General features: G+C 40.4%; 28 protein-coding genes. 20 read left to right on the forward strand and 8 right to left on the reverse strand.

Going from position 1 to position 25,261, the window contains the following annotated elements; translation table 11 throughout:
* Positions 1-15 precede the first annotated feature (15 nt).
* From FFM66_RS08895 to FFM66_RS08910, 4 genes are read right to left on the reverse strand one after another with little or no spacing between them, the layout of a single operon-like run.
* Positions 16-660: an ECF transporter S component gene (locus FFM66_RS08895; protein WP_137605674.1), complete on the reverse strand. Its 645-nt coding sequence runs from the start codon at positions 658-660 to the stop codon at positions 16-18.
* Between the two features lie 4 nt (positions 661-664).
* Complete coding sequence (gene coaC / locus FFM66_RS08900; RefSeq protein ID WP_137605675.1) at positions 665-1,219, reverse strand: phosphopantothenoylcysteine decarboxylase; 555 nt, start codon at positions 1,217-1,219, stop codon at positions 665-667.
* On the reverse strand, positions 1,216-1,974 hold the full coding sequence (gene coaB, locus FFM66_RS08905; RefSeq protein ID WP_137605676.1) for a phosphopantothenate--cysteine ligase: 759 nt from the start codon (positions 1,972-1,974) through the stop codon (positions 1,216-1,218). Before coaB ends, coaC begins: the two co-directional genes overlap by 4 nt.
* A gap of 8 nt (positions 1,975-1,982) precedes the next feature.
* Positions 1,983-2,963, reverse strand: coding sequence for an acrylyl-CoA reductase family protein (locus FFM66_RS08910; protein ID WP_137605677.1), 981 nt, complete (start codon positions 2,961-2,963; stop codon positions 1,983-1,985).
* A gap of 262 nt (positions 2,964-3,225) precedes the next feature.
* On the opposite strand from FFM66_RS08910, the gene FFM66_RS08915 reads away from it, so the two are divergent.
* The 6 genes from FFM66_RS08915 (at position 3,226) to FFM66_RS08940 (ending at position 8,283) form a co-directional block, all read left to right on the forward strand.
* A complete protein-coding gene (locus FFM66_RS08915) occupies positions 3,226-3,768 on the forward strand; it encodes a helix-turn-helix domain-containing protein (RefSeq protein WP_048604039.1) in 543 nt (180 codons plus the stop codon).
* 16 nt (positions 3,769-3,784) lie between these two features.
* A complete protein-coding gene (locus FFM66_RS08920; RefSeq protein ID WP_137605678.1) occupies positions 3,785-4,867 on the forward strand; it encodes an ABC transporter ATP-binding protein in 1,083 nt (360 codons plus the stop codon).
* Between the two features lie 12 nt (positions 4,868-4,879).
* A complete protein-coding gene (locus FFM66_RS08925; RefSeq protein ID WP_137605679.1) occupies positions 4,880-5,695 on the forward strand; it encodes an ABC transporter permease in 816 nt (271 codons plus the stop codon).
* Positions 5,692-6,528: an ABC transporter permease gene (locus FFM66_RS08930; protein WP_048604042.1), complete on the forward strand. Its 837-nt coding sequence runs from the start codon at positions 5,692-5,694 to the stop codon at positions 6,526-6,528. The genes FFM66_RS08925 and FFM66_RS08930 overlap by 4 nt, the downstream gene beginning before the upstream one ends.
* Positions 6,525-7,598 carry an ABC transporter substrate-binding protein gene (locus tag FFM66_RS08935; protein WP_048604043.1) on the forward strand — a complete coding sequence of 358 codons (1,074 nt, stop codon included), beginning with the start codon at positions 6,525-6,527 and terminating at the stop codon, positions 7,596-7,598. Before FFM66_RS08930 ends, FFM66_RS08935 begins: the two co-directional genes overlap by 4 nt.
* A 217-nt stretch (positions 7,599-7,815) precedes the next feature.
* A complete protein-coding gene (locus FFM66_RS08940; RefSeq protein ID WP_137605680.1) occupies positions 7,816-8,283 on the forward strand; it encodes a YbaK/EbsC family protein in 468 nt (155 codons plus the stop codon).
* Between the two features lie 72 nt (positions 8,284-8,355).
* Here the strand turns inward: FFM66_RS08940 and ald are convergent, their stop codons facing one another.
* The 3 genes from ald to FFM66_RS08955 all read right to left on the reverse strand — a co-directional run bounded on the left by ald (position 8,356) and on the right by FFM66_RS08955 (position 12,361).
* The gene (gene ald / locus FFM66_RS08945; protein ID WP_137605681.1) at positions 8,356-9,465 is read right to left on the reverse strand and encodes an alanine dehydrogenase; all 1,110 of its coding nucleotides are present in this window, start codon (positions 9,463-9,465) and stop codon (positions 8,356-8,358) included.
* 130 nt (positions 9,466-9,595) lie between these two features.
* Positions 9,596-10,267 carry a C39 family peptidase gene (locus FFM66_RS08950; protein WP_137605682.1) on the reverse strand — a complete coding sequence of 224 codons (672 nt, stop codon included), beginning with the start codon at positions 10,265-10,267 and terminating at the stop codon, positions 9,596-9,598.
* A gap of 159 nt (positions 10,268-10,426) precedes the next feature.
* On the reverse strand, positions 10,427-12,361 hold the full coding sequence (locus FFM66_RS08955; protein ID WP_137605696.1) for an ABC-F family ATP-binding cassette domain-containing protein: 1,935 nt from the start codon (positions 12,359-12,361) through the stop codon (positions 10,427-10,429).
* Between the two features lie 264 nt (positions 12,362-12,625).
* Here FFM66_RS08955 and FFM66_RS08960 point away from each other — a divergent pair, with 264 nt between their 5' ends.
* A complete protein-coding gene (locus tag FFM66_RS08960; protein WP_048604049.1) occupies positions 12,626-13,273 on the forward strand; it encodes a redox-sensing transcriptional repressor Rex in 648 nt (215 codons plus the stop codon).
* Between the two features lie 47 nt (positions 13,274-13,320).
* Here the strand turns inward: FFM66_RS08960 and FFM66_RS08965 are convergent, their stop codons facing one another.
* Positions 13,321-13,665 (reverse strand): thioredoxin family protein, encoded by a 345-nt coding sequence (locus FFM66_RS08965; protein ID WP_137605683.1) that lies wholly within the window; start codon positions 13,663-13,665, stop codon positions 13,321-13,323.
* Positions 13,666-13,973: 308 nt separating this feature from the next.
* On the opposite strand from FFM66_RS08965, the gene FFM66_RS08970 reads away from it, so the two are divergent.
* From FFM66_RS08970 to rplS, 13 genes are all read left to right on the forward strand, one after another.
* Positions 13,974-14,870 (forward strand): permease, encoded by an 897-nt coding sequence (locus tag FFM66_RS08970; RefSeq protein ID WP_137605684.1) that lies wholly within the window; start codon positions 13,974-13,976, stop codon positions 14,868-14,870.
* 65 nt (positions 14,871-14,935) lie between these two features.
* Complete coding sequence (locus tag FFM66_RS08975) at positions 14,936-15,781, forward strand: TIGR03943 family putative permease subunit (RefSeq protein ID WP_137605685.1); 846 nt, start codon at positions 14,936-14,938, stop codon at positions 15,779-15,781.
* 96 nt (positions 15,782-15,877) lie between these two features.
* Positions 15,878-17,761, forward strand: coding sequence for an asparagine synthase (glutamine-hydrolyzing) (asnB, locus tag FFM66_RS08980; protein ID WP_048604054.1), 1,884 nt, complete (start codon positions 15,878-15,880; stop codon positions 17,759-17,761).
* An 88-nt stretch (positions 17,762-17,849) separates the two neighbouring features.
* On the forward strand, positions 17,850-19,025 hold the full coding sequence (gene argJ, locus FFM66_RS08985) for a bifunctional glutamate N-acetyltransferase/amino-acid acetyltransferase ArgJ (protein WP_048604055.1): 1,176 nt from the start codon (positions 17,850-17,852) through the stop codon (positions 19,023-19,025).
* A 15-nt stretch (positions 19,026-19,040) separates the two neighbouring features.
* The gene (argD, locus tag FFM66_RS08990) at positions 19,041-20,174 is read left to right on the forward strand and encodes an acetylornithine transaminase (protein WP_137605686.1); all 1,134 of its coding nucleotides are present in this window, start codon (positions 19,041-19,043) and stop codon (positions 20,172-20,174) included.
* Between the two features lie 136 nt (positions 20,175-20,310).
* Positions 20,311-20,577, forward strand: a complete 267-nt coding sequence (locus FFM66_RS08995; protein ID WP_048604057.1) for an IreB family regulatory phosphoprotein — start codon at positions 20,311-20,313, stop codon at positions 20,575-20,577.
* Complete coding sequence (gene ruvX, locus FFM66_RS09000) at positions 20,577-21,008, forward strand: Holliday junction resolvase RuvX (protein ID WP_137605687.1); 432 nt, start codon at positions 20,577-20,579, stop codon at positions 21,006-21,008. Before FFM66_RS08995 ends, ruvX begins: the two co-directional genes overlap by 1 nt.
* A 25-nt stretch (positions 21,009-21,033) precedes the next feature.
* Positions 21,034-21,351: a DUF1292 domain-containing protein gene (locus FFM66_RS09005; RefSeq protein WP_137605688.1), complete on the forward strand. Its 318-nt coding sequence runs from the start codon at positions 21,034-21,036 to the stop codon at positions 21,349-21,351.
* A gap of 135 nt (positions 21,352-21,486) precedes the next feature.
* Entirely contained in the window at positions 21,487-22,113 is a 627-nt protein-coding gene (locus FFM66_RS09010; RefSeq protein WP_246038433.1) for a GNAT family N-acetyltransferase, read from the forward strand.
* A 223-nt stretch (positions 22,114-22,336) separates the two neighbouring features.
* The gene (locus FFM66_RS09015; protein ID WP_137605690.1) at positions 22,337-23,146 is read left to right on the forward strand and encodes a hypothetical protein; all 810 of its coding nucleotides are present in this window, start codon (positions 22,337-22,339) and stop codon (positions 23,144-23,146) included.
* Between the two features lie 151 nt (positions 23,147-23,297).
* Entirely contained in the window at positions 23,298-23,822 is a 525-nt protein-coding gene (rimM, locus tag FFM66_RS09020; protein ID WP_048604062.1) for a ribosome maturation factor RimM, read from the forward strand.
* Positions 23,812-24,558, forward strand: coding sequence for a tRNA (guanosine(37)-N1)-methyltransferase TrmD (gene trmD / locus FFM66_RS09025; RefSeq protein WP_137605691.1), 747 nt, complete (start codon positions 23,812-23,814; stop codon positions 24,556-24,558). Before rimM ends, trmD begins: the two co-directional genes overlap by 11 nt.
* Positions 24,559-24,691: 133 nt before the next feature.
* On the forward strand, positions 24,692-25,039 hold the full coding sequence (rplS, locus tag FFM66_RS09030) for a 50S ribosomal protein L19 (RefSeq protein WP_048604064.1): 348 nt from the start codon (positions 24,692-24,694) through the stop codon (positions 25,037-25,039).
* Positions 25,040-25,261 lie beyond the last annotated feature (222 nt).

The following is a 25,261-nucleotide window of genomic DNA, read 5'->3' on the forward strand; positions in this document are numbered from 1 at the left end:
ATAGAAGAAGTTTTTTTAATAGCTGTCGATTCGATTTTTTTTCATTAAGCGAAGTAATACGGCAGAAACTGCCGCAGTTGCAATTCCGGCAACAATTGCTTCAGGAATGCCACTGGTAAAAATCACACCTAAAATTGCCCCGTAGATAGCAGAACCAGCTTGTTTGATAACTTGTGCATAATCTGATTGAAATAAGAAATAAATCAGATTCATGACTAAAATCGTATTTGTTAACGAACCGGCGACACCGGCGATAAATAACGAAATCGGTGTTTTATTTCTGGTTAATTTTTGGAATCCTTTAAAAACAAAGTAAGGCACCACACCAATCAAGATGCGGGGAATCAACGCTACAATTAGGGCTTTCCAACTCCCCTGATTCGTTCCGATAATTGGAATAAAAGGGGAGAATACAAAGGATAACGGAGTAGGATTGAAGGTCGAGTTAATGATGCTGATGACCCCAAAGGAACCTCCTAAAAAACCACCTAGTCTAGGTCCCAAAAGAATCGATGCAATGATTACCGGAATATGCATGGTGGTTGCTTTGATTGGACCAATGGGAATAAATCCCAAAAAAGGAACTAATGCCATTAAGATCATAATCCCCAAAAAAATGGCAGTAAGAACTAAATCAAAGGTACTGGTTTTCTTTTTCATTTGCTTACTCCTTTGATGCCAATGCAGCTTCTGCCTGTTTAATGATTTCATCTAAGGTTGCGAGTGCGCCGCGACCAAAATCACCGCAGGCCAACAAAGCTTCCCGAGGTTCGATTTCTTGGTAGCCAAATTCTTTTAGCGTGGCAAGATTGCGTTGAAGAATCGGTTGTTGGTACATATTGGTATTCATTGCTGGAGCAATCAACTTCGGTACTTCTGGTTTCAATGCCATGGCAACTGTAGAAAGCATATCATCGGCGATGCCATTTGCCAGTTTACCGATAATATTAGCTGTTGCCGGAGCGACTAAAAAGAGGTCGGCACCTTTGGCTAAATCGATATGATTGATGGAATCAGGAATTCGTTCCTGCATGACATCTGTATGCACCATCCGTTTGGATAACGATTGCAATGTCAATGGGGTAATAAATTTTGTACTGCTTTCGGTCATCAAAACATCCACTGCATATCCGCGTTTTGTTAATTCATTCGTAATATCCGCCGCTTTATAGGCAGATATACTGCCGGAAATGCCAAGCAAAATATGTTTTTGTCTCATTTTTTCTCCTCCAATCGCTTTGTCAAAGCCGTGACGATCATATCGGCAATAGCTGATTTGGTCTGTGCTTGGGCAAGAATGCCCGCTGAATCTACTAGGTAGCCCAGGTGCTGTTCCCCGCTAATGCTTTCCAAATCATTTGCCAAAATAAAATCCGCCTGATTTTTTTTCAGATTTTCTTGAGCCACGTGAATCAATTCTTCTTTGGAAACACCTACGAGTAGTTTGAAGCCTACAAGGAGAGTGTCTGGTTGCAGTTGTTTGATTTGTTGAATAACTTTAGGCGTTTGTTTCAATACTAAGAATAAATGACTGGTTTGGGAGGAGATTTTTTTCTCCGTTGGTTGTTGCAACTTCTCCACCAGCTTTTGCAGCCGCTGTTCGTCCAGTGGTTGATGAGGATTTTTAGCAACCTCCGCATTAATCGCTGCAAGAAATTCTTCTTGGGAAAGGCTAAGTTCTGGAGTGAAATCACTGACTGCCATGCTGTGAATCACAGCATCATAAACATTCTTTTGCAGCAACTTGCCAAGCGTTTGGGATAAGTCGTTTGTCGAAGAAATAATATGTCGAGTCAGATTATCTGTTTCCAGTGGTTGCAAGGCGGTTGCAGTCGTCACATAATCAACGATAGCACCGTCAGCAAGCAACCGCTTAGCAAGTCCAATGCCTAAGCGGCCGCTGGAATGATTTGTAATGGCCCGCACTTGATCAATCGGCTCAGACGTTCCGCCCGCCGTAAGTAAGATTCTCATTTTTTCACCTACATTTTAATTATTGTTCGTCCTTGGTGGGTTCCGGCAAGTAAGGATTGAATGGTTGCCGGTGCTTCTACCAAAGTGATTTCATTGGTTTTTATCTGATCCGCCACGTTTAAATCCGTTGCTAAACGCTGCCAAAGTTTTTTTCTGGCAGGCATCGGAACGTTGACGGAATCAATACCGATGATGCGAATTCCTCGTAAGATAAAGGGTAGGACGGTGGTTTCTAAGCCGATGCCGGCAGCATTTCCGCATAATGCTGCCGTGCCACCATAACTCAGCTGAGGCAAAAGTGCCGTTAATAATTCGCCACCGACCGTATCAATCAGCCCGCTTAATTGCTGTTTGGCTAAGGGACGGATTTTTTCTGGTATCAAAGATTCTGGTGGAACAATGTCAGAAGCTCCAAGTTCTTTTAACCAGTCTTGAGCTTCTTCTTTGCGGGAAACGGCAATGATTTGCTGGTAACCTAATTTTTTTAACATAGCAATGGCACAACTACCAACGCCACCACTTGCTCCCGTCACAAAAATCGGTTCTTCTTTTTTGACACCGCCTGCTTCAAGCGCGGCTACTGCCAAGCCAGCTGTAAAACCGGCCGTGCCAAATTGCATCGCCTGTTTTTCGGAAAGTTCTTTAGGTAAAGAAACGAGCCAATCCCCAGGAACTTGTTGATAGTCGCTAAAACCGCCGGGATGAGATACTCCTAGACCATAACCGGTCACGACGACTTTATCTCCGGAAGCAAAATTTTGGTGTTTGCTTTCAACGACTTCGCCAGCAAGATCGATACCGGGAATCATAGGATAGCTTCGAATCACACCGCCTTTTTGTTGGGTCGCCAATGCATCTTTAAAATTGATATCAGAATAGGCAATCTTGACTAAAACCTGATTTTCTAAAAGCTCAGAAAAAGTCTGAGACTGGATACTAGTTTGAAAGTTTGGCTGATCAGTAACGACCAGTGCCGTATATTTTTTCAAGAGTAAAAACTCCTTTCAAAATTTTCTTTAATCATACCACAACTCCGTGATTTCTTGGGAGATTCTTACTTTTTTATCCGCCTGTTTTTTGAAGAAGAGCTTTGGTTTTATCAATCATAAAATGCAAAGAATATTTCTTTTGAAGAAAAAAGTTTTCAAAAAATACTTGTCTTTTTTGCCAAAGTTCGTATACTTGAAAAGGGTAATAGTAAACATCGAGTTTACTATTAGCAAACTTTTGGAGCTTATCGGAGGTGACGCTGTGGAAATCGGCGAGAAACTGCGCAATTTGCGGGTACAGAAAAATTTGACGCAGGAAGAATTAGGGGAACGAACAGATTTATCAAAAGGGTATCTTTCACAATTGGAACGAGACTTAAGTTCACCGTCAATGGAAACCTTTTTTTCGATTTTAGAAGCATTGGGGGTTACGCCGGAAGAATTTTTCCGTCAGGACCTTGTGGATCAACAAATCGTGTACACCAAGGAAGACAGCACGATTTATTATGATGAGGAAAACGGTTATGAGTTGAAATGGCTGATTCCTGGTTCTAATGAAAAAGAAATGGAACCGGTGCTGTTGACCTTTGATAAGGCCGGTGAGTACAAAACCTTCGAGCCTTCTCTGTCAGAAACGTTTATTTATGTGCTGGAGGGACGGGTCACGTTGACCTTGGGAGAAACGATGTATCCCGCCAAAAAAGGGCAGTCGATTTATTACCAAGCCACTGAACCCCACCAATTAAAAAATCAAGCCAACGGAAAAAGTCGCCTGCTGATTATTGCGACGGATTCGTATTTATAGTTTAGGAGTGTGAAAAGTGAAACCAATCATTTCATTTAATGAAGTTGTGAAACAGTACGATGAAGATACTGTTTTGAAAAAAGTCAGTTTCGAGATCGAAGAAGGAAAGTTTTATACATTGTTAGGTCCTTCCGGCTGCGGCAAAACGACAATTTTAAGAATTATTGCCGGCTTCACCGAAGCGACAGACGGGGATGTTTTTTTTGATGGGGAACGGATCAATGATGTTCCGGCAAACAAGCGTCAAGTAAATACAGTTTTTCAAGATTACGCACTGTTTCCGCATATGAATGTGTTTGAAAATGTAGCGTTTGGTTTACGAATTAAAAAAATGCCGAAAAAACAAATTGAAGAAAAAGTGCTACAAGCTTTGCGAATGGTGCAATTAAAAGGCTATGAAAAACGGGAAATCAGTGAAATGTCAGGCGGGCAACGACAACGGGTAGCGATTGCTCGAGCAATCGTCAATGAACCAAAAGTTTTACTGTTGGACGAACCTTTGTCTGCGTTGGATTTGAAATTGCGCACAGATATGCAATATGAGTTACGGGAATTGCAGCAGCGTTTAGGAATTACGTTTATTTTTGTGACCCATGACCAAGAGGAAGCCTTGGCGATGAGTGATGAGATTTTTGTCATGAATAAAGGAAAAATCATTCAAAGTGGGACGCCGGTTGATATTTACGATGAGCCAATCAATCATTTTGTTGCCGATTTTGTGGGAGAAAGCAACATCGTCAACGGTACGATGATCGAAGATAATTTGGTGGAATTTGTCGGTAAACGCTTTGAGTGTGTGGATGGGGGGATGCGACCCAATGAACCCGTGGAAGTCGTCTTGCGTCCGGAAGATTTGTCTTTGACCACTGCTGAAAAAGGAAAACTGGTCGTGCGAGTAGACACGCAACTGTTTCGGGGCGTGCATTATGAAATCATTTGTTACGATGAACAGGGAAACGAATGGATGGTCCATTCGACTCGTAAAGCAGTGGAGGGCAGTCAAATCGGTTTGGCATTCGAACCGGAAGATATCCACGTCATGCGTTTCAATGAATCAGAAGAAGATTTTGATGCGCGGCTGGAAAGCTACGAAGAATAGGGGGAAGCGAAAATGACAAAAATGCGACGCTTTTATTCAATCCCTTATTTTATCTGGTTGTTGTTGTTTGTGATTGCACCGGTCTTGCTGATCGTGTATCAATCCTTTTTTGATACTAGTGGTGCCTTTACGCTGGCAAATTATCAAAATTATCTTGGTTCAGGAAAGTATCTGACCATGACCTTGAATTCAATTTGGTATGCTTTTTTGATTACAGCATTGACACTGTTGATCAGTTATCCAACAGCGTATTTTTTAACAAAATTAAAGCATAAAGATCTTTGGTTGCTGTTGATTATTTTGCCCACGTGGGTCAATTTATTGCTAAAAGCCTATGCTTTTATCGGAATCTTTGGGATTCATGGCGGTATCAATCAGTTTATCGGATTGTTCGGTCTGGCACCCCATCAGATTTTATTTACAGATGTCAGTTTTTTGATTGTTGCTATGTATATTGAACTGCCCTTTATGATTATGCCGATTTTCAATGCATTGGAAGAATTGAATCCTTCCTTAATCAGCGCTAGTCGGGATCTGGGAGCAAATAGTTTTGAAACTTTTCGGCGGGTGATTTTTCCTTTGTCCTTGAATGGGGTCAAAAGTGGTGTGCAAGCAGTATTTATTCCCTCTCTTTCATTGTTCATGTTGACTCGATTAATCGGGGGCAATCGGGTGATTACCTTAGGAACGGCGATTGAACAGCATTTCTTAGTGACACAAAACTGGGGAATGGGTTCAACGATTGGTGTGGTCCTGATTTTGGCGATGTTCTTAGTTATGATTTTAACGGGTGAAAAACGTAAAGGTAAAGGAGGACATAAAAAATGAAAAAATTTAAATGGTCCCACCTTTATTTAGCGGTTGTATTTTTGCTTTTGTACATTCCCATTTTTTATCTAATTGCCTATTCCTTCAATAAGGGCGGAACGATGAATGCCTTCACCGGTTTTACTTGGGAACATTATCAGGCGGTTTTTGAAGACACTCGTTTGATCATCATTGTTTTGAATACTTTTATGCTGGCATTTTTATCGGCTTTGTTCGCCACACTCATCGGAACGTTTGGTGCGATGGGAATTTATTACACAAAAAAACGCTATTTGCGAACAGCGTTGTTAAGTGCGAATAATATTTTATTGGTTTCGCCAGATGTTATTATCGGTGCGAGTTTTCTGATTTTCTTTACTATGATTGGCAATGTTTTTAGAGGCATTAATTTAGGATTTGGCAGTGTTTTATTGAGTCATATCGCCTTTAGTATTCCTATTGTTGTACTAATGGTTTTGCCTAAGTTGCAGGAAATGAATGATTCTACCATTGATGCGGCACGAGATTTGGGTGCCAATAATCTGCAAGTTATCAAAAGCATTATTCTGCCTTTTCTTTCTCCAGGAATCATCGCCGGGTATTTCATGGCGTTTACCTATTCACTGGACGATTTTGCAGTGACCTTTTTCGTGACCGGTAATGGCTTTAGTACCTTATCCGTAGAAATTTATTCTCGTGCAAGACAAGGCATCAGTTTAGAAATCAATGCATTAAGTACGTTGGTTTTTCTTTTCTCTCTGATTTTAGTTGTAGGTTATTATTTTATCAGTAAAGAAAACCAACCACGAAAAGGGCGGAGAAACCGCAAGTTGGAGGTGCCGGATATTCGATGAAAAAACTTCAATCACTAATTATCGGTATTCTTGCGATTATTCTAGTGTTGCTTTTTTCTGTTCATCAATTAGAAAAATCGACAGGAATGGCCGGCGCAAAAGTGCTGAACATTTACAACTGGGGGGATTATATTGATCCCGCTTTGATTAAAAAATTTGAAAAAGAATCCGGCTACAAGGTCAATTATGACACCTTCGATTCCAATGAGGCTATGTTCACAAAAATCCAACAGGGTGGGACGGCTTACGATATTGCAGTACCCAGTGAATACATGATTGAAAAAATGATGGTAGAAAAATTGCTGCTTCCAATCGATCATCAAAAAATAACCGGTCTATCTGCAATCGATCCCCGCTTCTTAGATTTGAGTTTTGATCCCGGCAATCAGTATTCAATTCCGTATTTCTGGGGTACTTTGGGGATTGTTTATAACGACAAGTTCGTCAACGCCGATCAAATCACTTCTTGGGATGATTTATGGCGTCCTGAATTAAAGGATAAGTTGATGGTCATTGATGGCGCTCGGGAAGTTATCGGTTTGGGTCTGAATTCGTTGGGTTATTCATTGAACAGCAAGAAAGACGATGAATTGCAGGAAGCTTTTGAAAAATTAAAAAAAATGACACCAAATATCAAAGCAATCGTGGCGGATGAAATTAAAATGTATATGGCAAATGAAGAAAGTGCAGTTGCTGTGACCTTTTCTGGAGAAGCGGCGGATATGATGTGGGAAAATGAACATCTTCATTACGTGATTCCGTCAGAAGGATCGAATCTTTGGTTTGATAATATCGTTATTCCTAAAACAGCTCAAAATGTTCAAGGAGCATACGATTTTATCAATTTCATGTTAGTTCCTGAAAATGCAGCACAGAATGCGGAATACATCGGTTATTCTACCCCGAATAAAGAAGCGAAGGCGTTATTGCCAAAAGAAATCAGCGAAGATCCGCAATTCTATCCTTCCGACGAATTATTGTCCCATCTGGAAGTATATGAAAATCTAGGATCAGATTATTTGGAGTACTACAATGATATTTTCTTGGAATGGAAGATGTATCGGAAATAATGGTAGATTAGTTCTATCCTTTTTATTTGAAAAATAAGACCAATTTTATATCAATGCGCGTTCAATAAGCGAAAAAACCCTTTAATGATGCCAAGACGCATCGTTAAAAGGTTTTTTTTCAAAGTAAAAAATAGGATTGGTTTTCCGATAGTCAACTGCTAAGATAAAAGGTAGAACCGATTATGAATCGTTACTAATTTTGAAAAGAGGGCTGCTTGTGATTCAATTAGACAAACTATTTTCTGGCGCTGGAATTCCTTTTGAACTGTACCATCATCGGGCGATTTATACCAACGAGGATGCGTTAGTCATCAAAAAGGAGCAGGGCTTTAGCGGAACGGAGACCAAAAGCCTGTATCTAAAGGATAAAAAAGGAATTAATTATATTTTTTTGACCTTCACCACCAAACGAAGTGATTTTAAAGCCTTGAGCAAACTTGTGGGCAAACGTCTTTCGGTGGTTTCACCAGAAGCAATGGAAACACAAACAGGACAAAAACCGGGCGCTGTTGCCCCTTTTGGGTATGAAGAACCGGTGCCGGTCATTATTGACGAAGAACTGCTTTCATCTGAAAAATGGGTTTTCGCTCCTGGTCGTCCAGATCAAACGATGGTTGTTCAAGTAAAAGATTTGCAAAAAATCATTGCACTGTTAAAAATCGATACGTATTTGTTGCCGAAGTAAACAGCAGCGTTAACGGATAGTGTAGAACCAAAAAATTGGCGAGTCATCAATAGGGGATGATTCGCCAATTTTTTATTTACCAGAGGATAGTGGAGTAAAAGGTAGGCTGAGATCTTCGGCAACTGCTTGTAGCGTCAATTTTCCTTGATGGGTGTTGACTGCGTTAGCAAGCACCGAGTTGGTTTTGATTATCTCGGAGAATGGGTGATTTGCCAATAATCGGATATAGCTGATCGTTGCGTTACTCAGTGCGTAAGTGGCGGTTTGCGGTACGGCACCGGGCATATTTGCGACAGCGTAGTGGATTACTTCTTCTTTTCGATACGTAGGATTATCATGGGTCGTTACACGATCCTCGGTTTCAAAAATCCCGCCTTGATCAATGGCAATATCTACGATCACTGAATCTTTCGGCATGCTTTTGACCATTTCCTTTGTAACCAAAGTAGGTGCTTTGTGGCCGGGCAGTAAAACCGCACCAATCACTAAATCAGCTGTTTTTAAAACTTCTTCCAGATTCATTGTGTTTGAAAAAAGCGTTTGAACTTGCCCTTGAAATTGGGCATCTAATTTTTTTAAGCGGGCAAGGTCAATGTCTAGAATTGTGACACGTGCTCCCAGTCCTAGTGCAATCGTTGCGGCATTCGTTCCGGCAACACCGCCGCCGATAATAACGACATTTCCTTGTTTAACACCCGGCACACTGCCTAATAAAATCCCTTTGCCACCATTCGGACGTTCCAAAAATTGTCCGCCAATTTGTGCCGCCATCCGTCCGGCAATTTCACTCATTGGTGCTAAAAGGGGCAAACTGCCATCCGCCAATTGAACATTCTCATAGGCAAGTGCAGAGACATTTTTTTCCATGAGAACTTGTGCCAACTCTTTATTGGCAGCCAAATGTAAATAAGTGAAGAGTAGTTGTCCAGAACGAAAGAAAGAATATTCTTCCGGCAGCGGTTCTTTTACTTTGAGAATCAAATCCGCCTGCCAAACTGTTTGCTGGTCCGCAAGCACACCACCGACTGCCTGATACCCCTCATCTGGAATGCCTGAACCCAAACCTGCTCCGTATTCTACGAAGACCTGATGCCCTTCACGAATCAATTCATCTACTCCTGTTGGGGGTAACGCCACTCGATTTTCATTGTTTTTACGTTCTTTAGGGATACCAATCTTCATTTTCTTCACTCCAATAAGCTTTTCTTTTATTATACCGAAGAAAAGAAGAAAGGGATAATTTTCTCCGAAAATAAAAAACGTCTACTTCAAAAGGACCAGTAGTTGGTTTCTTTTGAAAAAACGTTTTTTATCAAGCCGTAAAGGTCCAGTAGTGGATCGTTTGACTTTTAATTTCATCTGCCTTGAAATTGCGTTGATAATGTAATTTTTGCGAATCATCATTGGGATCTAAAACCCGAACGGATTGGTCGTCATTGGTGCCAGCTAATACGAGAATATGTCCGCCATCAGTAAAATCACCGGCAGTGATTGAAATAATAACCGGAATATTTTGCTGTAAATAGGCTTCTGCCTGTGTAAAGTCGTTGCCCAGATCATGAAAGTTCAATTGATAATGCTGAGCAAAATCTGGAAAAATACTCCAAGCAGTGCCGGCATCCGCCACGAAATAAGTATTCTGTGCCCAGTCAAAGACTTCATTAGGATCGACGGTTGTTTCTCGCCAATGAGACAAAACCATGCTTAAAGAAAGCAAGGCACAACCGTTATTGGCAATATCATTGTTCTCTCCGGTACCATAGATTCGCTGTGCCCAACGTTCATCCGTCTGCAAAAGTAAAGGTGTGCCCAGTGACTCAGCGGTTAATTGCTGATTGGCATTTTTGCTGAATTTTTCTTGAGAAGGTTGGGAGGAAAAAGTGGGTTCCGTTCGAGAAACAAAATAGACACCGCTGAGAACCAGCAAGAGTCCAATAAATAGAAGAAGAGGATGCCGCTGCTTGCGACGGTTTTTTTTCGCCATTTTTTTCACCTCATGTGCTTTTGTCCTACTGTAACGAAAAACCAGAGGAAGAACATCCGTCTAAAGGTTGAATTAGAAAAATTTTATAAAATAGTATGAAGGACAATAAGAAATAAAAAAACCTCCTTCTCAGTAAATTAACTGAAAAAGAGGTGTTCGCTATTCTTCCATTTCTTCTAACTCCAAACTTAATTCTTCCCATTGAGCCAATAGTTCTTCTTGAGCTGCGTGGTTTTCTTCAAGTTGGGTGTTCAACTCATTGAGTTGCAGGTGGTCCTCCAAAACTTCCGGTGCAGTCATGGCAGTTTCTAGTTCTGCGATGGTTTCATCGAGAGTGGCCAGTTTTTCTTCCACTTCAGTGACCTTTCGTTGAAGGGTTCGAAGAAGTTTTTGGCTTTCTTTCGTTTGCTGGAATGATTTTTTTCCAGTTGATATAGTTTTTTCTGGAGCTTCCTCTGCCAATAATGCAGCAATTTCGGCTTCTTCTTTTTTCTTTTCTAGATAATAATCATAATCTCCTAAAAATAATCGGCTGCCCTCATGAGATAATTCAACGACTTTGGTGGCGATTCGATTAATGAAATAGCGGTCATGGGAAACAAAAAGCAGGGTGCCTTCATAATCAATCAGCGCATTTTCCAACACTTCTTTGTTGTCGATGTCCAAATGGTTCGTCGGTTCATCTAAAATCAAAAAGTTTTCCCGATTCATGGCAAGCTTCGCCAATGCCACGCGGGCTTTTTCGCCACCGCTAAGCAGACCAATCGGCTTTTCAACGTCTTCACCGGAAAATAAAAAGCCGCCGAGCACACTACGAATTTCCACTTCAGGTGTGGTGGGGTGTTCATCCCAAAGTTCTTTCAAAATCGTTTTGTTGGTATTCAATTCGGCTTGCCCTTGATCGTAATACCCAATCGTTACGTTTGCGCCAAGATGGGTTTCTCCTTTTAGAAAAGGCAGGGTACCAATCAAAGATTTTAGCAAAGTTGATTTGCCGATACCGTTAGGACCTACCAGTGCAATGGCATCTTTGCGGCGAATATCCAAGTCAATCGGTTGCGACAATACTTCGCCGTCTTGGTAGCCGATTGCGGCATCTTCCACCTGCAAAACGACATTTCCCGAGGACTTGTCAATGGCAAATAAAAAATGAGCTGACTTTTCTTTGCCTTGAGGTCGATCCAACCGTTCCATTTTTTCTAACTGTTTACGGCGGCTTTGTGCGCGTTTGGTGGTAGAAGCCCGCACCAGATTTTTTGCCACAAAATCTTCCAACTTATTGATTTCCTGTTGTTGCTTTTCGTAGGCTTTCCAATCGCTGGCTAGTTGACCAGCTTTTAAATCCAAATAGCGACTGTAATTTCCTTTGTAATGGCGCATTTTTTGTCTTGAAAGTTCGTAGACCTCATTTGCTACTTTATCTAAAAAGTAGCGGTCATGGGAAACAATCAATAAAGCGCCGGAATAACCCTGCAAATAGGTTTCGAGCCATGAAAGGGTATCAATATCCAAATGATTCGTCGGTTCATCCAGAATGAGGATATCAGGCTTTTGCAGCAGCATTCGCGCTAATGCCAATCGAGTTTTTTGTCCGCCAGAAAGGGTTGCAATCGACTGCTCATAAAAACTTTCATCAAATTGAAACCCGTGGAGCACTGAACGAATTTCATTTTCATAACCATAACCATTTTGATCAGAAAAATCATGCTGTAAGGTGTCATATTCTTTTAAAATTGCTTGATAATTGGCAGAATCAGGGGCAGCTTCACTGATAGCAAGCTCCAAATCCCGCATTCGGTTTTCCATTTGTCTTAATGTCGTGAAGGCCTTCAGCATTTCATTCCAAACAGTTTCTTCTGAGACTAAACCGGTATCCTGTGCAAGATAGCCCAAGGTTGCCGTTTTATTTTTGGCAATCGTTCCTTGATCGGGCGCTTCGATTCCTGCCAGAATTTTTAACAGCGTTGATTTGCCAGCACCATTTCTACCTACTAGTGCAATTCGAGCGTGAGAACTGATTTCCAGATGAATATTTTCAAATAAAACCTCTGCACCAAACAGACGGGCAATTTGATTTGCTTGCAATAAAATCATCATTTCCTCTTTCCTGACGTTTCTTTATTGTTAAAAAGTTCGTTGCTGAAAATTCTCCAGCAAAACCTTGTGAAAGTTTTTTTCGTCATCTATTTTTTCATCATGTGTTAGTCTATCACATTTTAAAGAGCGGTGCGAGGGATTCCTATCCCATTCGTCAGATAAAAGTTCACAAATTGTAAGCATGTAGATTGCATTTATAGTGGTATTCCTGTTATGATGATATTCGTTAAAAGTGAAAACTTCACAAATGGAGGTTATATCGTGAAAGAACATGTTATTCCTAAAGCTACAGCCAAACGTTTACCCTTATATTATCGCTACTTACGAATCTTACATAATGCTGGCAAGAAAAAAGTCTCATCCACAGAGTTGAGTGAGGCCGTTCAAGTAGATAGCGCAACGATTCGCAGAGATTTTTCCTATTTTGGTGAATTAGGCAAGCGTGGCTATGGCTATGATGTCCAAGACTTAATGAATTTTTTTGCCCGTACATTAAATGATGATCACATGACAAATGTGGCGCTGGTCGGGGTGGGGAATCTCGGTAGTGCATTATTGAAATACAAATTTCATCAAAGCAATAGCATTCGTGTCAGTGCAGCTTTTGATGTCAATAAAGATATTGTTGGGCGAATCGTTGATGGCATTCCTGTTTATCCAATGGAGGATATGAAGGAACAAATTAAGATCCAACAAATCGAAGTGGCGATTCTAACCGTGCCTTCTCAACACTCTCAAGATATCGTGAATAAATTGGTGGAATTTGGAATCAAGGGAATCTTGAACTTCACGCCAGTTCGTTTGAACGCACCCAAAGAAGTCTTGATTCAAAATGTTGACTTGACAAATGAGTTGCAAACCTTGATTTATTTCCTGCATTCTGGAAATGTTATTGGCAACGAAGAATAATTTTTTGAATAGAAAAAAATACCGCGTCTGGTGAAGTCGCGGTATTTTTAATGGAATAATTGCTCATAATCAACAGATTCCGGTGCGGCTAAATAATTTTCAATCAACGTTTCCAGTTTATGAAAATCAATGAAGCGAGCCTGACGGGCAACTTCCTTTTGATGGGCAAAAAGCAATACGGCAGGAGCAGTCAGCACTTGAAATTCACCGGCTATTTCTGGAATTTCAGCGGCATCGCCATGTATAATGGGTACTTTTCCTTCAAAATGTTGAAGAAGCTGTGGTTTGACGGACACACAAACGCTACAATTTGGCATGGAGAGATAGACCAATGCTAATGGAGTCGCAGCAAGTTGTTCGTTGATTTCTTTGATCGTGGTGGCATGAAACATGCGTTCACCTCCTACTAAAAGTAACGATAAGAGCTGTTTAAACAAATGTCAATTTTTCTGTTTTTAATTAAATGGCGTTCTGCTTTTTGTTAAGGAGATTCTAAAATTTTTTGTGGCCCCTTGTTTCCAGTTCCATTCGGCAGTATAGTAAAGCGCGAAAATAAGTGAACTTTTCAAAGGAGAAGTTATTTTAAAATAGGAAGGATGCAATTCCACTTTAACTAAGAAGCCTAGTGGAATGGTATACGTAATGAAAATCCGTAGAAATTTTGAAAAAATTTCATCAAATATGTGAATAGGAGAAACCAATGTTCAATCAGCTTCCTAATTCTGTGCTGCAGATGAGTATGATTTTTCTTTCAATCGTCATCGAAGCCTTTCCCTTCGTCTTGTTGGGATGTATTATCTCCGGAGCGTTGTATGTATTTTTGACCCCGGAACGAGTCAATGCTTTTTTACCAAAAAATAAATTTGCGTCAATTTTGGTGGGTTGCCTATTGGGTGTATTCTTCCCCTCCTGTGAGTGTGGAATTGTGCCTATCGTGAATCAGTTTGTCAAAAAGGATGTTCCAGAACACACAGCTTTTGCATTTATGCTGACAGCACCGATCGTAAATCCAATTGTAATTTTTTCCACCTTTATTGCTTTTGGAAATTCAGCGCGGTATGCGATTTTGCGGGTGCTGGGTAGTTTATTTGTAGCAATCGTAATTGGCACGTGGTTAGCTTATGTCAATAAAAAACCGATTTTAAAACAGGTTGTCGTAAGAGAAGCCAAACATTCTTCGGACACACAGGAAAAACCAACTTTCTGGCAACAAATTCAGCGGGTATTGCACCATAGCATCGATGAATTTTTTGATACAGGACGTTACTTGATGATCGGCGGACTGTTAGCAGCGGCAATGCAAACCTACTTACCAACAGGCGTTATGCTGACGTTAGGTTCAAATAAATTATTAGCCGTTTTAGTGATGCTGTTTTTGGCAGTAGTGATGTCGTTATGCTCCGAAGCAGACGCATTTATCGGTTCTTCGTTGCTCAGTTTATTTGGAACCGGTCCGGTAGTTGGCTTTTTAGTATTTGGTCCAATGGTGGATATCAAAAATTTGTTAATGATGAACCGGTATTTCAATAAGAAATTCATTGCTTCGATGGTGGGGCTCATTTTACTTTGTGTGACCGGCTATGCTTTGATTGTTTAGGCAAACAATTTCTTTAGAAATAATAAAGAGAGAAAATTTCTATTTCAAACATTGAGGAGAAAAAAATGGTTCGATTTTTAATTTTAGCAGGCTATTTTGAATTAATGATGTATCTGCAGGTTTCTGGAAAACTCGATCAATTTATCAATATTCATTACCGGTATTTAGCTATTTTATCTATGATTTTATCTTTCTTATTGGCAATGGTTCAATTGATTCAATGGGTGAAAAGTGATCCGAAAACCGATAGAACGCAGGAACACGCATTTCACGACCATGACCATGGATTGCAAAAAAGATACCAACGGGTAATTGCGTACCTATTGCTGGCATTACCAATTCTTGTAGGAACTTTTTTCCCAACAGTAAGTTTGGATACAACGATCGTTGAAGCAAAAGGATTTCAATTTCCTGTCAGTAAAGAATCCGTAGGTGATCCGGAGATGCAGACACAATATTTGCAGCCGAACACCAGCATTTATTTCAATAAATCCGACTACCAAAAACAAATGAACAAATTGATGAAAAAATATGGCGAAAACGGGGTATTAAAAATCACTGATGCCAATTATTTGGAAGTCATGGAACTGATTTATAACTATCCCAGCGAGTTTATCGGTCGGAAAATTATTTTTGAAGGTTTTATTTATCACGCAAAACAAGACGCTTCGCAGGATGATTTTGTTTTTCGTTTTGGAATTATCCATTGTGTCGCCGATTCAGGCGTTTTTGGCTTGCGGGTACGGATGCCGGAGGAAACCGCGTATAAAAATGATGAGTGGGTCCATATTGAAGGAACACTAACAACGGAATTTTATCAGCCATTAAAACGGGAACTTCCGTTGGTTCAGGCAGAAAACACGGTGACGATTGCTGCTCCGGAAAATCAATATGTTTATCGTTCTTTTTAGTAGAAAAACGGTGAGGGCTGAAACTCAAAAAGAAGTATGCTATACTGAAAAAAGTTGTGAAAATAAATGAAATGTTTAGTTAAGTGAGGGAGAACTATGTGCGGAATCGTAGGGTTTATCAATCATGCAGAGAAGAAACAAAAAACAGAAACAATCAAAAAAATGATGGATACAATCGTTCATCGAGGTCCAAATAGCTCGGGACAACATGTGGACGAAGGCGCTGCTCTTGGTTTTCGTCGATTAAGTATTATTGATTTAGAAGGCGGCACACAGCCGATTTATAACGAAGATGGCAGTTTAGTCATCACCTTTAATGGAGAAATTTACAATTACCAAAGCATTCGTGAGGATTTGATCGCAAAAGGACATATCTTTACGACCCATGCCGACACGGAAGTTTTGCTTCACGGGTACGAAGAATATGGTATCGATCTGCTGCAAAAAATTCGCGGCATGTTTGCTTTTGTAATCTGGGATAGCAACAAGCAAGAATTGTTTGGCGCACGGGACCATTTTGGGATCAAACCACTATATTACACACAAATGAACGGAACGTTTATGTACGGCTCTGAAATCAAAAGCTTTTTGAAACATCCTGATTTTGTCAAAGAATTGAATAAGGAAGCATTGAAACCTTACATGACCTTCCAATATTCTGCGTTAGACGAAACATTCTTCAAAAATGTGTACCGCATCAAAGAAGGCCATTATTTCCTTTATAAAGAAGGAGAACTAACCGTTAATCAGTATTGGGATGTGCAGGAAAAGGAAACAAATTTGTCTCTGACGGAAACGGTTGATTTGATCGACAAGACCGTTGTTGATTCCATCGCAGCCCATCGCATTGCAGATGTTGAAGTTGGCTCATTTCTTTCTTCTGGAGTGGATTCCAGCTATGTTACTGCGGTTTTACGTCCAGAACATTCGTACTCCATCGGGTTTGGCGATAAATCCTACAATGAATCCGTGGAAGCAAAAAAACTGACAGATTTGATTGATTTGAACAATACATCCCGGGTGGTTACCGGAGAAGAAGCTTTTGAATATTTTCCAATCATCCAATACCATCTGGATGAACCAGATTCAAATCCTTCTTGTGTGCCGCTATATTTCTTGGCAGAATTAGCCAGTCGAGATGTGCGGGTGGTGCTGAGTGGCGAAGGTGCGGATGAACTATTTGCCGGTTATCAAGCCTACGGAATGAACACCCGTTCTAAAGCAGTCAAGGTAGTAGCAGAAGGATTGAAGAAATTACCAAAAGGTCTGCGCTATAAACTGGCAAAAGGCTTTAAAGGAAAATCTTTCCATGGTGCACTGCATTTGTACACGTCTTTAGCACCAGCCGAAGAATTCTTTATCGGACAGGCAAAAGTTTTTGAAGAAAGTGAAGCGGATCACTTTTTACAACCGACTTATCAAAAGAGCCATTCCATCAGAGAAATCGTTGATGTTCATTACGATAAAGTCCAAGATATGTCTGAAATCAAAAAGATGCAATATTTAGATATGCACCAATGGATGCCAAAAGATATTTTGTTGAAAGCTGATAAATTGTCGATGGCAAGCTCCTTGGAATTGCGGGTACCTTTATTGGATAAAGAATTGATGAAGGTTTCAGAACAAGTCCCAACAAAATATTTGATCAATTCGAAAAATACCAAATATGCTTTTCGTCAAGCGGCGGCTCGTCATTTACCGGAAGAATGGTACAACCGGGAAAAACTTGGTTTCCCAGTACCGATCAAGGATTGGTTGCGGGAAGAAAAATATTACCGATTGGTACGGGAACTTTTCCAACAAGAATTTGTCGCTGAATTTTTCCAACAAGAGGCCATTATCCAAATGTTGGACGACAATTACGCAGGAAAAAATGATGCCCGTCGGAAAATTTGGACGATTTTTACTTTCTTAACTTGGTATACTGTTTACTTCATCAATGACGGCAGCAAACCAGCGGTCGTTGAATTAACTGCATAAGAAAACGAAAAGGTCTGCTTCGGCAGGCTTTTTATTTTCCTCTTTTTGAGGCAATTATGGTTTAATGAAGGTGAGAGGGGGCAAAAAGATGGAACAACGACTACCAAAAGGTTTTTTTGCCGGCGGAGTTTCTGGCGGGCTGAAAGAAAACAAATGCGACATCGGATTTATTTATTCTCAAAATGTTTGTCAAGCTGCCGGATTATTTACCAACAATCAATTTCCAGCGGCACCAGTGGCACTTTCCCGCAAAGTATTGCAAGCAGGAAAACTTCAAGGGATTTTAGTGAATTCTGGCGGAGCCAATGCCATTACTGGTGAACGAGGCGTTCAGGATGCAAAAAAGATGCAGCAGTTATTTGCACAAAAAGCCGATCTTTCTCAAGATTTGGTCGCCATCGCCTCCACCGGAAAAATTGGTGAATTTTTGCCCATGGAAAAGATTAAAAGAGCTGTCAGTAAAATTGATTTGAAAGAACAAAATTTGATTGCCTTTCAAGAAGCCATCGCCACCACTGATACACAAGAAAAAATCATCAGCCGGGAATTCCTGTTGGATAAAACCACAATTCGTCTTACAGGCATCGCCAAAGGTGCTGGCATGGTTCATCCCAAGTTAGCAACTGTTTTAGTTTTTCTCTTGACCGATGCAGATTTAACGTCAGAACAATTGCAACGTCTTTTAAAAAAAGCTGCTGATAACAGTTTGAATCAATTAACGATTGATGGAGAGTCATCAACCAACGATAGTTGTTTTTTATTGGCAAACGGAGCTTCTCGAAAAAAAGTACAGCTAGATTCAAAAGCAGAAGCGGATTTTGCTGAGGGATTGGAACAGCTCTTGATCGATTTAACGAAAAAAATTGCGCGGGATGGCGAAGGAGCAACCAAATTGCTTGAGGTCCGTGTGGTGGGGGCTGAAACGGTCAGAGCTGCTCGTAAAATTTCTAAACGAATTGCTCAATCAATGTTAGTAAAAACCGCCATGTTTGGAGAAGATCCCAATTGGGGACGCATCTTGTCGGCAATTGGTGACAGTAATGATAGGTTGGATATCACAACGATTGATGTTGCCGTCTGCTGGGAAACTGTTTTACAGCAAGGGATCCCAGCGGCTTTTAATGAAGCAGAATTGTTGGAAAAATTGAAACAGGAAGAAATTCTGATTGAAGTTAATCTCCATGGAGGAAGAGAGCAAGCGACAGCGTGGGGCTGTGACCTAAGTGAAAAGTATGTGGAGATTAATGCGGCGTATCGTACCTAAGAAAGGAGAAAAATCATGAGCCATCTATTTCCCAACTATGCCCGTAAACCTTTTGAACTTGTTTCAGGAACTGGTTGTTATCTGACGGATCATCAAGGAAATCGTTATTTGGATTTTACCAGTGGTATTGGAGTGGTCAATCTTGGTTACAGCAATGTAGCAAGCGAAGAAGCCCTGATTCGGCAAATGCAACTGCTTATGCACACACCTAACCTTTATGAAAATCATCTGCAAGAACAAGTTGCCACTAGTTTAGGAAAAACAGATTATTTGGCGTATTTTTGTAATAGCGGGGCAGAAGCCGTGGAAGCTGCAATCAAATTAGCTCGTAAAGCAACGCAGCGTACAAAAATCATCAGTTTTATTCAATCCTTTCATGGAAGGACCTACGGAGCCATGAGCGCCACTGGACAAGCAATCGTCCAACAAGGTTTTGCGCCTTTAGTACCGGATTTCGTTTATGTGGAATACAACGCTCTGGAAGGTCTGGAGGAACAGCTTGACGAAAATACTGCGGCAGTTATTCTGGAAGTGATTCAAGGAGAAGGAGGGGTTATTCTTGGATCAAAGGAGTGGTTGCAGGAAGTCACCCGTCTTTGTCAAAAAAATAACAGCCTGTTGATTATTGATGAGATCCAAACAGGGATGGGGCGTACCGGCAGTTTGTACGGCTTTGAACAACTAGGAGTTGCACCGGATATTTTTACATTGGCAAAAGGATTGGGGAATGGCTTTCCGGTAGGAGCAATGTTGGGAAAACGGGAATTAGCCTCTGCCTTTGGTCCCGGAAGTCATGGTTCTACTTTTGGCGGGAATAAAATGGCGATGGCCGTAGCAGCAGAAGTCGTTCGTCAAATTGATCAACCGGAATTTTTAGCGGAAGTTCGAAAAAAAGGGGCCTATTTGTTTGATCGGTTACAGGAAATTTCATCAAAAAAAATCAAAGAGATTCGCGGACGTGGTTTGATGATTGGAATTGAACTGCAAGAGAATCATTCCCTCCAAAAGATTATGAAAGATTTGGAAAAAGAAGGCTTGCTGACTTTAAAAGCGGGACAAAATGTGTTACGCTTATTGCCACCGTTAACGATTTCATTGGAGGAAATCGATGAAGGTATCGAAAAACTAAAAAAAGTGTTATCAAATTGATTTTTCAAGATTTTTTCACAAAAAAGTTACTCATTTATGTTACCATGATAGTGAAGAAAATCATTTGTTTGTAGTTTTTATCCAGATTTAGTAAAATAGCTTTTGGATAAATGCACATAGAAAGAGGTGTAGAAAATTGGGTTATACAGACGAAACAGTCCGTTTTGACTTTGATGACAGTCGGAAAAAAGAAGTCAGCGAAACATTGGCGATCGTTTATCGCGCTTTGGAAGAAAAAGGTTACAATCCAATCAATCAAATTGTTGGCTACTTGCTTTCTGGAGACCCGGCCTACATTCCTCGTTATCGGGATGCCCGTAATTTGATCCGCCGTCACGAACGCGATGAAATATTGGAAGTTTTGATTCGTTATTATTTAGGCGATCACGGGATCAAGTTATAATGAGAGTCATGGGATTGGATGTTGGTTCCAAAACGGTAGGCATTGCGGTCAGCGATCCAATGGGTTGGACTGCACAAGGAATTGAGATTATCCGAATCGATGAAGCGAAGGGTGAATTTGGTTTCGACCGTTTGCGGGAATTAGTGACGGAATATGAAGTGACTAAGTTTGTCGTTGGTCTGCCGAAAAATATGAATAATTCGATTGGTCCAAGAGCCGAAGCTTCTATGGCTTATGGTAATCAGATTGCCGAGTTGTTCAATCTTCCCGTCACGTACCAAGATGAGCGTTTAACAACGGTTCAGGCGGAGCGAATGTTGGTGGAACAAGCCAACACGTCAAGAGCCAAACGAAAAAAAGTAATCGATAAATTAGCAGCAGTCATGATTTTGCAAAATTATCTGGATGGCGCAGCCAACAAACTGTTGTAAATGTGAAAGGAAAGAGGAATTTATAATGACTGAACACACACACGATCATAACCACGACCATGATCATGAAGGACATGAACATATCACACTTGTGGATGACCAAGGAAATGAAACCCTATATGAAATTCTTTTAACCGTTGACGGACAAGAAGAATTCGGCCGTAATTACGTGCTGCTTTACCCAGCTGGCGTACCGGAAGAAGAAGACGTTGAACTGCAAGCCTACGCGTATATCGAAAACGGCGACGGCACAGAAGGCGAATTGGAACAAATCGAAACAGAAGCAGAATGGGACATGATTGAAGAAGTCTTTAACACGTTCATGAGTGAAGAAGAAGAATAAGATTTAAACGCTAGCTGAACCCTTGATGGATAAGGGTTCAGCTTTTTTGTGTTTTGATTTGAATAGGAAATTGACTACGATTGCTTCCTAGAGCAATGCTTGTTTAAACTAAAAGTAATAAATCATGAGGATGTGATGTATCATGAAAAAAATGATGACAAAAGACAACGAGGGCTTAATTGTCGGATAGGTCTTTGTGTCTCTAACCGAATCAACCGACAAATAGGTGATTTAAAGGAGACGAAGATGGAAGTTCGTATTAAAAAGCTGTCAACAGCTGAAGAAATTAAACAGTTCTGGAAGAAGAAACGAGAGTATGAACGGAAAGATGTTTTTCCAAATTTAGAAGAATCTGGAGAAGAACTTCAGGAAATTATCAACTGGTTTAACTCACAAGAATATTATGACATCATCATGGGGTTATCTAGTGAAGCAAAAGGTGGTGGCGATCCATTGCAATTTGTTTTTTTCTATGATGAAAAACAAAACTATCTAGGATTTACGATGTACAAAATTTACATACAGGAAGATGGAAAAGCGTTTATTCTTGATTACTGTATTGCCCCATCATTTCGAAATAAAGGCATTGGGAAATTAGTTTTTAAAAAACTGGAAGAACTGTTATATTTGGAAGGCGGCAAGTATGTTGCGTTAAATGCCAGCAATAAAAATAATCGTCGTTTTTGGCAACAAAATGGATTTGAAGCGACTGTACTGGATGAAAATGACGAATTAGTTTACGTGAAACGAGCGATAGGATAAGTTGGAAACGAACCCTAGATAAGACTGGGTTCGTTTTTTGTATAAATTTTTTTGAGAATTTGCATTTCAATATTTTTTACAATAGAATAAGATTCTACGAATGGGTCTAATTCGTTAGCTGTCATGTCTAGATATGTGGATTGAAATACTCTTACAAAAAACCAGTCAGATTGATTGTCTTTTTTTTACGGAAACGGTACCCTTGAAGTGAGGAGGGATCACGATGAAAAAGAGTTGGATTGGTTTAGCATTACTTATTGTCTTAGCAGGTTGCAGTGGTCAAAAAACAGAGGAATCAAGTTCAGAAACAGCAGTATCTACAACAAATTCAGCGAATGCAAGCACGTCTTCAATTCGTAGTACAAGTACAGAATCATCGACAGAGACAACGAAAGAATCTGAACCGGTGTCTTCCACCACCAACAGTGAGGCACAAGCAGATGCCAGTAAGGAATTGATGGCACAATTTCCCCAAACAAATTTTCCTTCTGACATTCCTTACGACGGTCAAGCGCTAAATATTGCTAGTGATGGCAACAATCAAAAAATTTCTGTCCTTTATTATAGTATGGATCAGCCATTGATTTTAAATCATCGTCAATTAAATCAAGAAACACCTTTTGCCAGCTATCGCAAAGAAATTTTTAAAACTTCGCAAATGGCAAAAGAAGCCGTCAATGCGATTTATGATACTGGGGGACAAAAGATAGACTTGGGATATGGTATCACCGGTTATAAACAAGGCGCGGCAGGTTCTACCTATCTAAATTGGCGAGAGGGAAATTGGGCGCTTGTTGTACGAGCAAGCAATGTAGAAGGACAATCTCCCGATGCTATAGCAAAAAAAATTGTGACCTATCTGGAAAAAGCTTTTTTACCAGCACCTAAAGAAACCGGTCAAATCTCGGTCGATCAAAGCGCACAAGGTTATCAAGCAAATCAAGTTATCTGGCAAGAAGACACGATCGTTTATACAGTAACTCATGAGGATGCTTTGTCTGCATTGGCCATGGCCGTTTCGATGGAAAAATAAGCAAAAGCTTTTTGCAGCTTTCCTATTTTATGGATAAGGGCAGAAAGCTTTTTTGGTAGAGACAAAAACAACGCATTTCTGGAATCCGGTAGAATTCGCTAAGTAAGCATGCTAAAATAAGCAAGAAACTAAACAAAAGTGAGGACATAGTGTGACTGAATATTTAAATGTAGGAAAAATCGTCAATACTCAGGGAATTCGTGGAGAAGTTCGAGTGATTTCTCAAACGGATTTTCCAGAAGAACGGTATCAAAAAGGTGCTAAACTGACGCTTTTTCGGGAAAACCAACAACCACTGATTTTAACGATAGCGAGTCATCGAAAGCATAAAAATTTTGATTTATTATCCTTTGAAGGCTATCCAACGATCAATGAAGTGGAGAAATTTCGTGACGGGATATTAAAGGTTGCAATGGATCAGCTTTCTGATTTAGAAGAAGATGCCTATTATTATTACGAAATCATTGGATTGAATGTTGTCGATGAAGACGGGAAGTCTCTTGGTAAAATCAAAGAAATTCTTTCTCCTGGCGCCAATGATGTTTGGGTCGTTCAACGCAAAGGGAAAAAAGATGCGCTGATTCCTTATATCGAATCGGTGGTCAAAACCATTGATTTAGAAAAAGGTATTGTCACCGTTGATCTACCAGAAGGGCTGTTGGACGATGAGAATTGATGTACTGACTTTATTTCCACGAATGTTTGAAGGGCCGATGGGAGAATCTATCATCGGAAAGGCTCGAGACAAAAATTTATTAGAGATCAATATTGAAAATTTCCGTGAGTATTCCGATAACAAACACCGAACGGTTGATGACTATCCTTATGGTGGCGGCGCAGGAATGCTGCTGAAGGTTCAACCAATTTATGATAATCTAAAAGCCATCGAAGCTGCGACGGACACACAAAAAAGAATTATTTTACTTGACCCGGCAGGAAAACCTTTTGATCAAAAAATGGCAGAAGAATTTTCGCAAGAAGAGCATTTGATTTTTATTTGTGGGCATTATGAAGGGTATGATGAACGGATTCGCAGTCTGGTGACGGATGAAGTTTCTCTTGGGGATTATGTTTTGACTGGTGGTGAATTAGGCGCAATGGTGATGGTTGATGCGACTGTTCGTTTGCTGCCTGAGGTACTGGGCAACCAGACATCTGCACAAACGGATTCTTATTCAACAGGACTATTGGAGCATCCCCAATATACTCGACCAGCAGAATTTGCTGGAATGACCGTTCCAGAAGTATTAACAAACGGCAATCATCGACTGATCGAGGAATGGCAATTGAAAGAATCTTTGCGGCGTACCTACCTACGACGCCCAGATCTTTTAGAAAATTATCCCCTGACGGATGAGATGAAAAAAATGTTGGCGGTAATCCAAAAAGAAGAAACTGAAAAGGAAATCTGATTGACAAGAAATTTAACTTTACAGTTATGGTTTGGATGTGTTAGTATATTTTGGTGAGTGTACTGCTCATCTATTACAATATTCCGCTGGGACTGGGTCTTAAGAATATTTGGGAATAAGGAGAATGATAAAGATGAATCCATTGATTCAAGAACTAACACAAGAACAATTGCGTACAGACATTCCAGCTTTTCGCCCAGGGGACACCGTTCGTGTTCACGCAAAAGTTGTCGAAGGTACGCGGGAACGTATCCAGTTATTTGAAGGTGTTGTTATCAAACGCCGCGGTGCAGGTATCAGCGAAACTTACACTGTCCGTAAAGTTTCTAACGGTGTCGGTGTAGAACGTACTTTCCCTGTACACACACCACGTGTTGCTCAAATCGAAGTTGTTCGTTATGGTAAAGTTCGTCGTGCGAAACTTTATTACTTACGTGCACTACACGGAAAAGCAGCTCGTATCAAAGAAATTAGAAGATAATAACGGAAAAAATCCTAAAATCTCTAAAATCTGTGAAAAGTCCTTGTATATCAAGGGCTTTTTCTTTTTTCTCTATCACAGTTTTAAGCCTGAATTGGCTGTTTTGGACCTTTTTTTACTCATATTCCCCTAGAATGTCCTAGATGGTTCTGTTGCAAAGTTTTAAATCTACTATCAAATAAGGTAGAATAATAGAAAAAGATAGCAGGAGGAATGACGATG

The sequence above is a fragment of the Enterococcus songbeiensis genome (genome assembly GCF_005405265.1).
GTDB lineage: Bacteria > Bacillota > Bacilli > Lactobacillales > Enterococcaceae > Enterococcus_C > Enterococcus_C songbeiensis.

What these genes read in the sequence shown, in the direction of transcription:
- trmD (WP_137605691.1), top strand. Translation starts at nt 23,812, where the DNA reads ATGAGAATTGATGTACTGACTTTATTTCCACGAATGTTTGAAGGGCCG.
- argJ (WP_048604055.1), top strand. Translation starts at nt 17,850, where the DNA reads ATGGAACAACGACTACCAAAAGGTTTTTTTGCCGGCGGAGTTTCTGGC.
- FFM66_RS08965 (WP_137605683.1), bottom strand. Translation starts at nt 13,665, where the DNA reads ATGTTTCATGCCACCACGATCAAAGAAATCAACGAACAACTTGCTGCG.
- coaB (WP_137605676.1), bottom strand. Translation starts at nt 1,974, where the DNA reads ATGAGAATCTTACTTACGGCGGGCGGAACGTCTGAGCCGATTGATCAA.
- FFM66_RS09005 (WP_137605688.1), top strand. Translation starts at nt 21,034, where the DNA reads ATGACTGAACACACACACGATCATAACCACGACCATGATCATGAAGGA.
- FFM66_RS08925 (WP_137605679.1), top strand. Translation starts at nt 4,880, where the DNA reads ATGACAAAAATGCGACGCTTTTATTCAATCCCTTATTTTATCTGGTTG.
- FFM66_RS08975 (WP_137605685.1), top strand. Translation starts at nt 14,936, where the DNA reads ATGGTTCGATTTTTAATTTTAGCAGGCTATTTTGAATTAATGATGTAT.
- rplS (WP_048604064.1), top strand. Translation starts at nt 24,692, where the DNA reads ATGAATCCATTGATTCAAGAACTAACACAAGAACAATTGCGTACAGAC.
- argD (WP_137605686.1), top strand. Translation starts at nt 19,041, where the DNA reads ATGAGCCATCTATTTCCCAACTATGCCCGTAAACCTTTTGAACTTGTT.
- asnB (WP_048604054.1), top strand. Translation starts at nt 15,878, where the DNA reads ATGTGCGGAATCGTAGGGTTTATCAATCATGCAGAGAAGAAACAAAAA.
- FFM66_RS08895 (WP_137605674.1), bottom strand. Translation starts at nt 660, where the DNA reads ATGAAAAAGAAAACCAGTACCTTTGATTTAGTTCTTACTGCCATTTTT.
- FFM66_RS09015 (WP_137605690.1), top strand. Translation starts at nt 22,337, where the DNA reads ATGAAAAAGAGTTGGATTGGTTTAGCATTACTTATTGTCTTAGCAGGT.
- FFM66_RS08955 (WP_137605696.1), bottom strand. Translation starts at nt 12,361, where the DNA reads ATGATTTTATTGCAAGCAAATCAAATTGCCCGTCTGTTTGGTGCAGAG.
- FFM66_RS08970 (WP_137605684.1), top strand. Translation starts at nt 13,974, where the DNA reads ATGTTCAATCAGCTTCCTAATTCTGTGCTGCAGATGAGTATGATTTTT.
- ruvX (WP_137605687.1), top strand. Translation starts at nt 20,577, where the DNA reads ATGAGAGTCATGGGATTGGATGTTGGTTCCAAAACGGTAGGCATTGCG.
- FFM66_RS09010 (WP_246038433.1), top strand. Translation starts at nt 21,487, where the DNA reads ATGTATCATGAAAAAAATGATGACAAAAGACAACGAGGGCTTAATTGT.
- coaC (WP_137605675.1), bottom strand. Translation starts at nt 1,219, where the DNA reads ATGAGACAAAAACATATTTTGCTTGGCATTTCCGGCAGTATATCTGCC.
- FFM66_RS08950 (WP_137605682.1), bottom strand. Translation starts at nt 10,267, where the DNA reads ATGGCGAAAAAAAACCGTCGCAAGCAGCGGCATCCTCTTCTTCTATTT.
- ald (WP_137605681.1), bottom strand. Translation starts at nt 9,465, where the DNA reads ATGAAGATTGGTATCCCTAAAGAACGTAAAAACAATGAAAATCGAGTG.
- FFM66_RS08930 (WP_048604042.1), top strand. Translation starts at nt 5,692, where the DNA reads ATGAAAAAATTTAAATGGTCCCACCTTTATTTAGCGGTTGTATTTTTG.
- FFM66_RS08935 (WP_048604043.1), top strand. Translation starts at nt 6,525, where the DNA reads ATGAAAAAACTTCAATCACTAATTATCGGTATTCTTGCGATTATTCTA.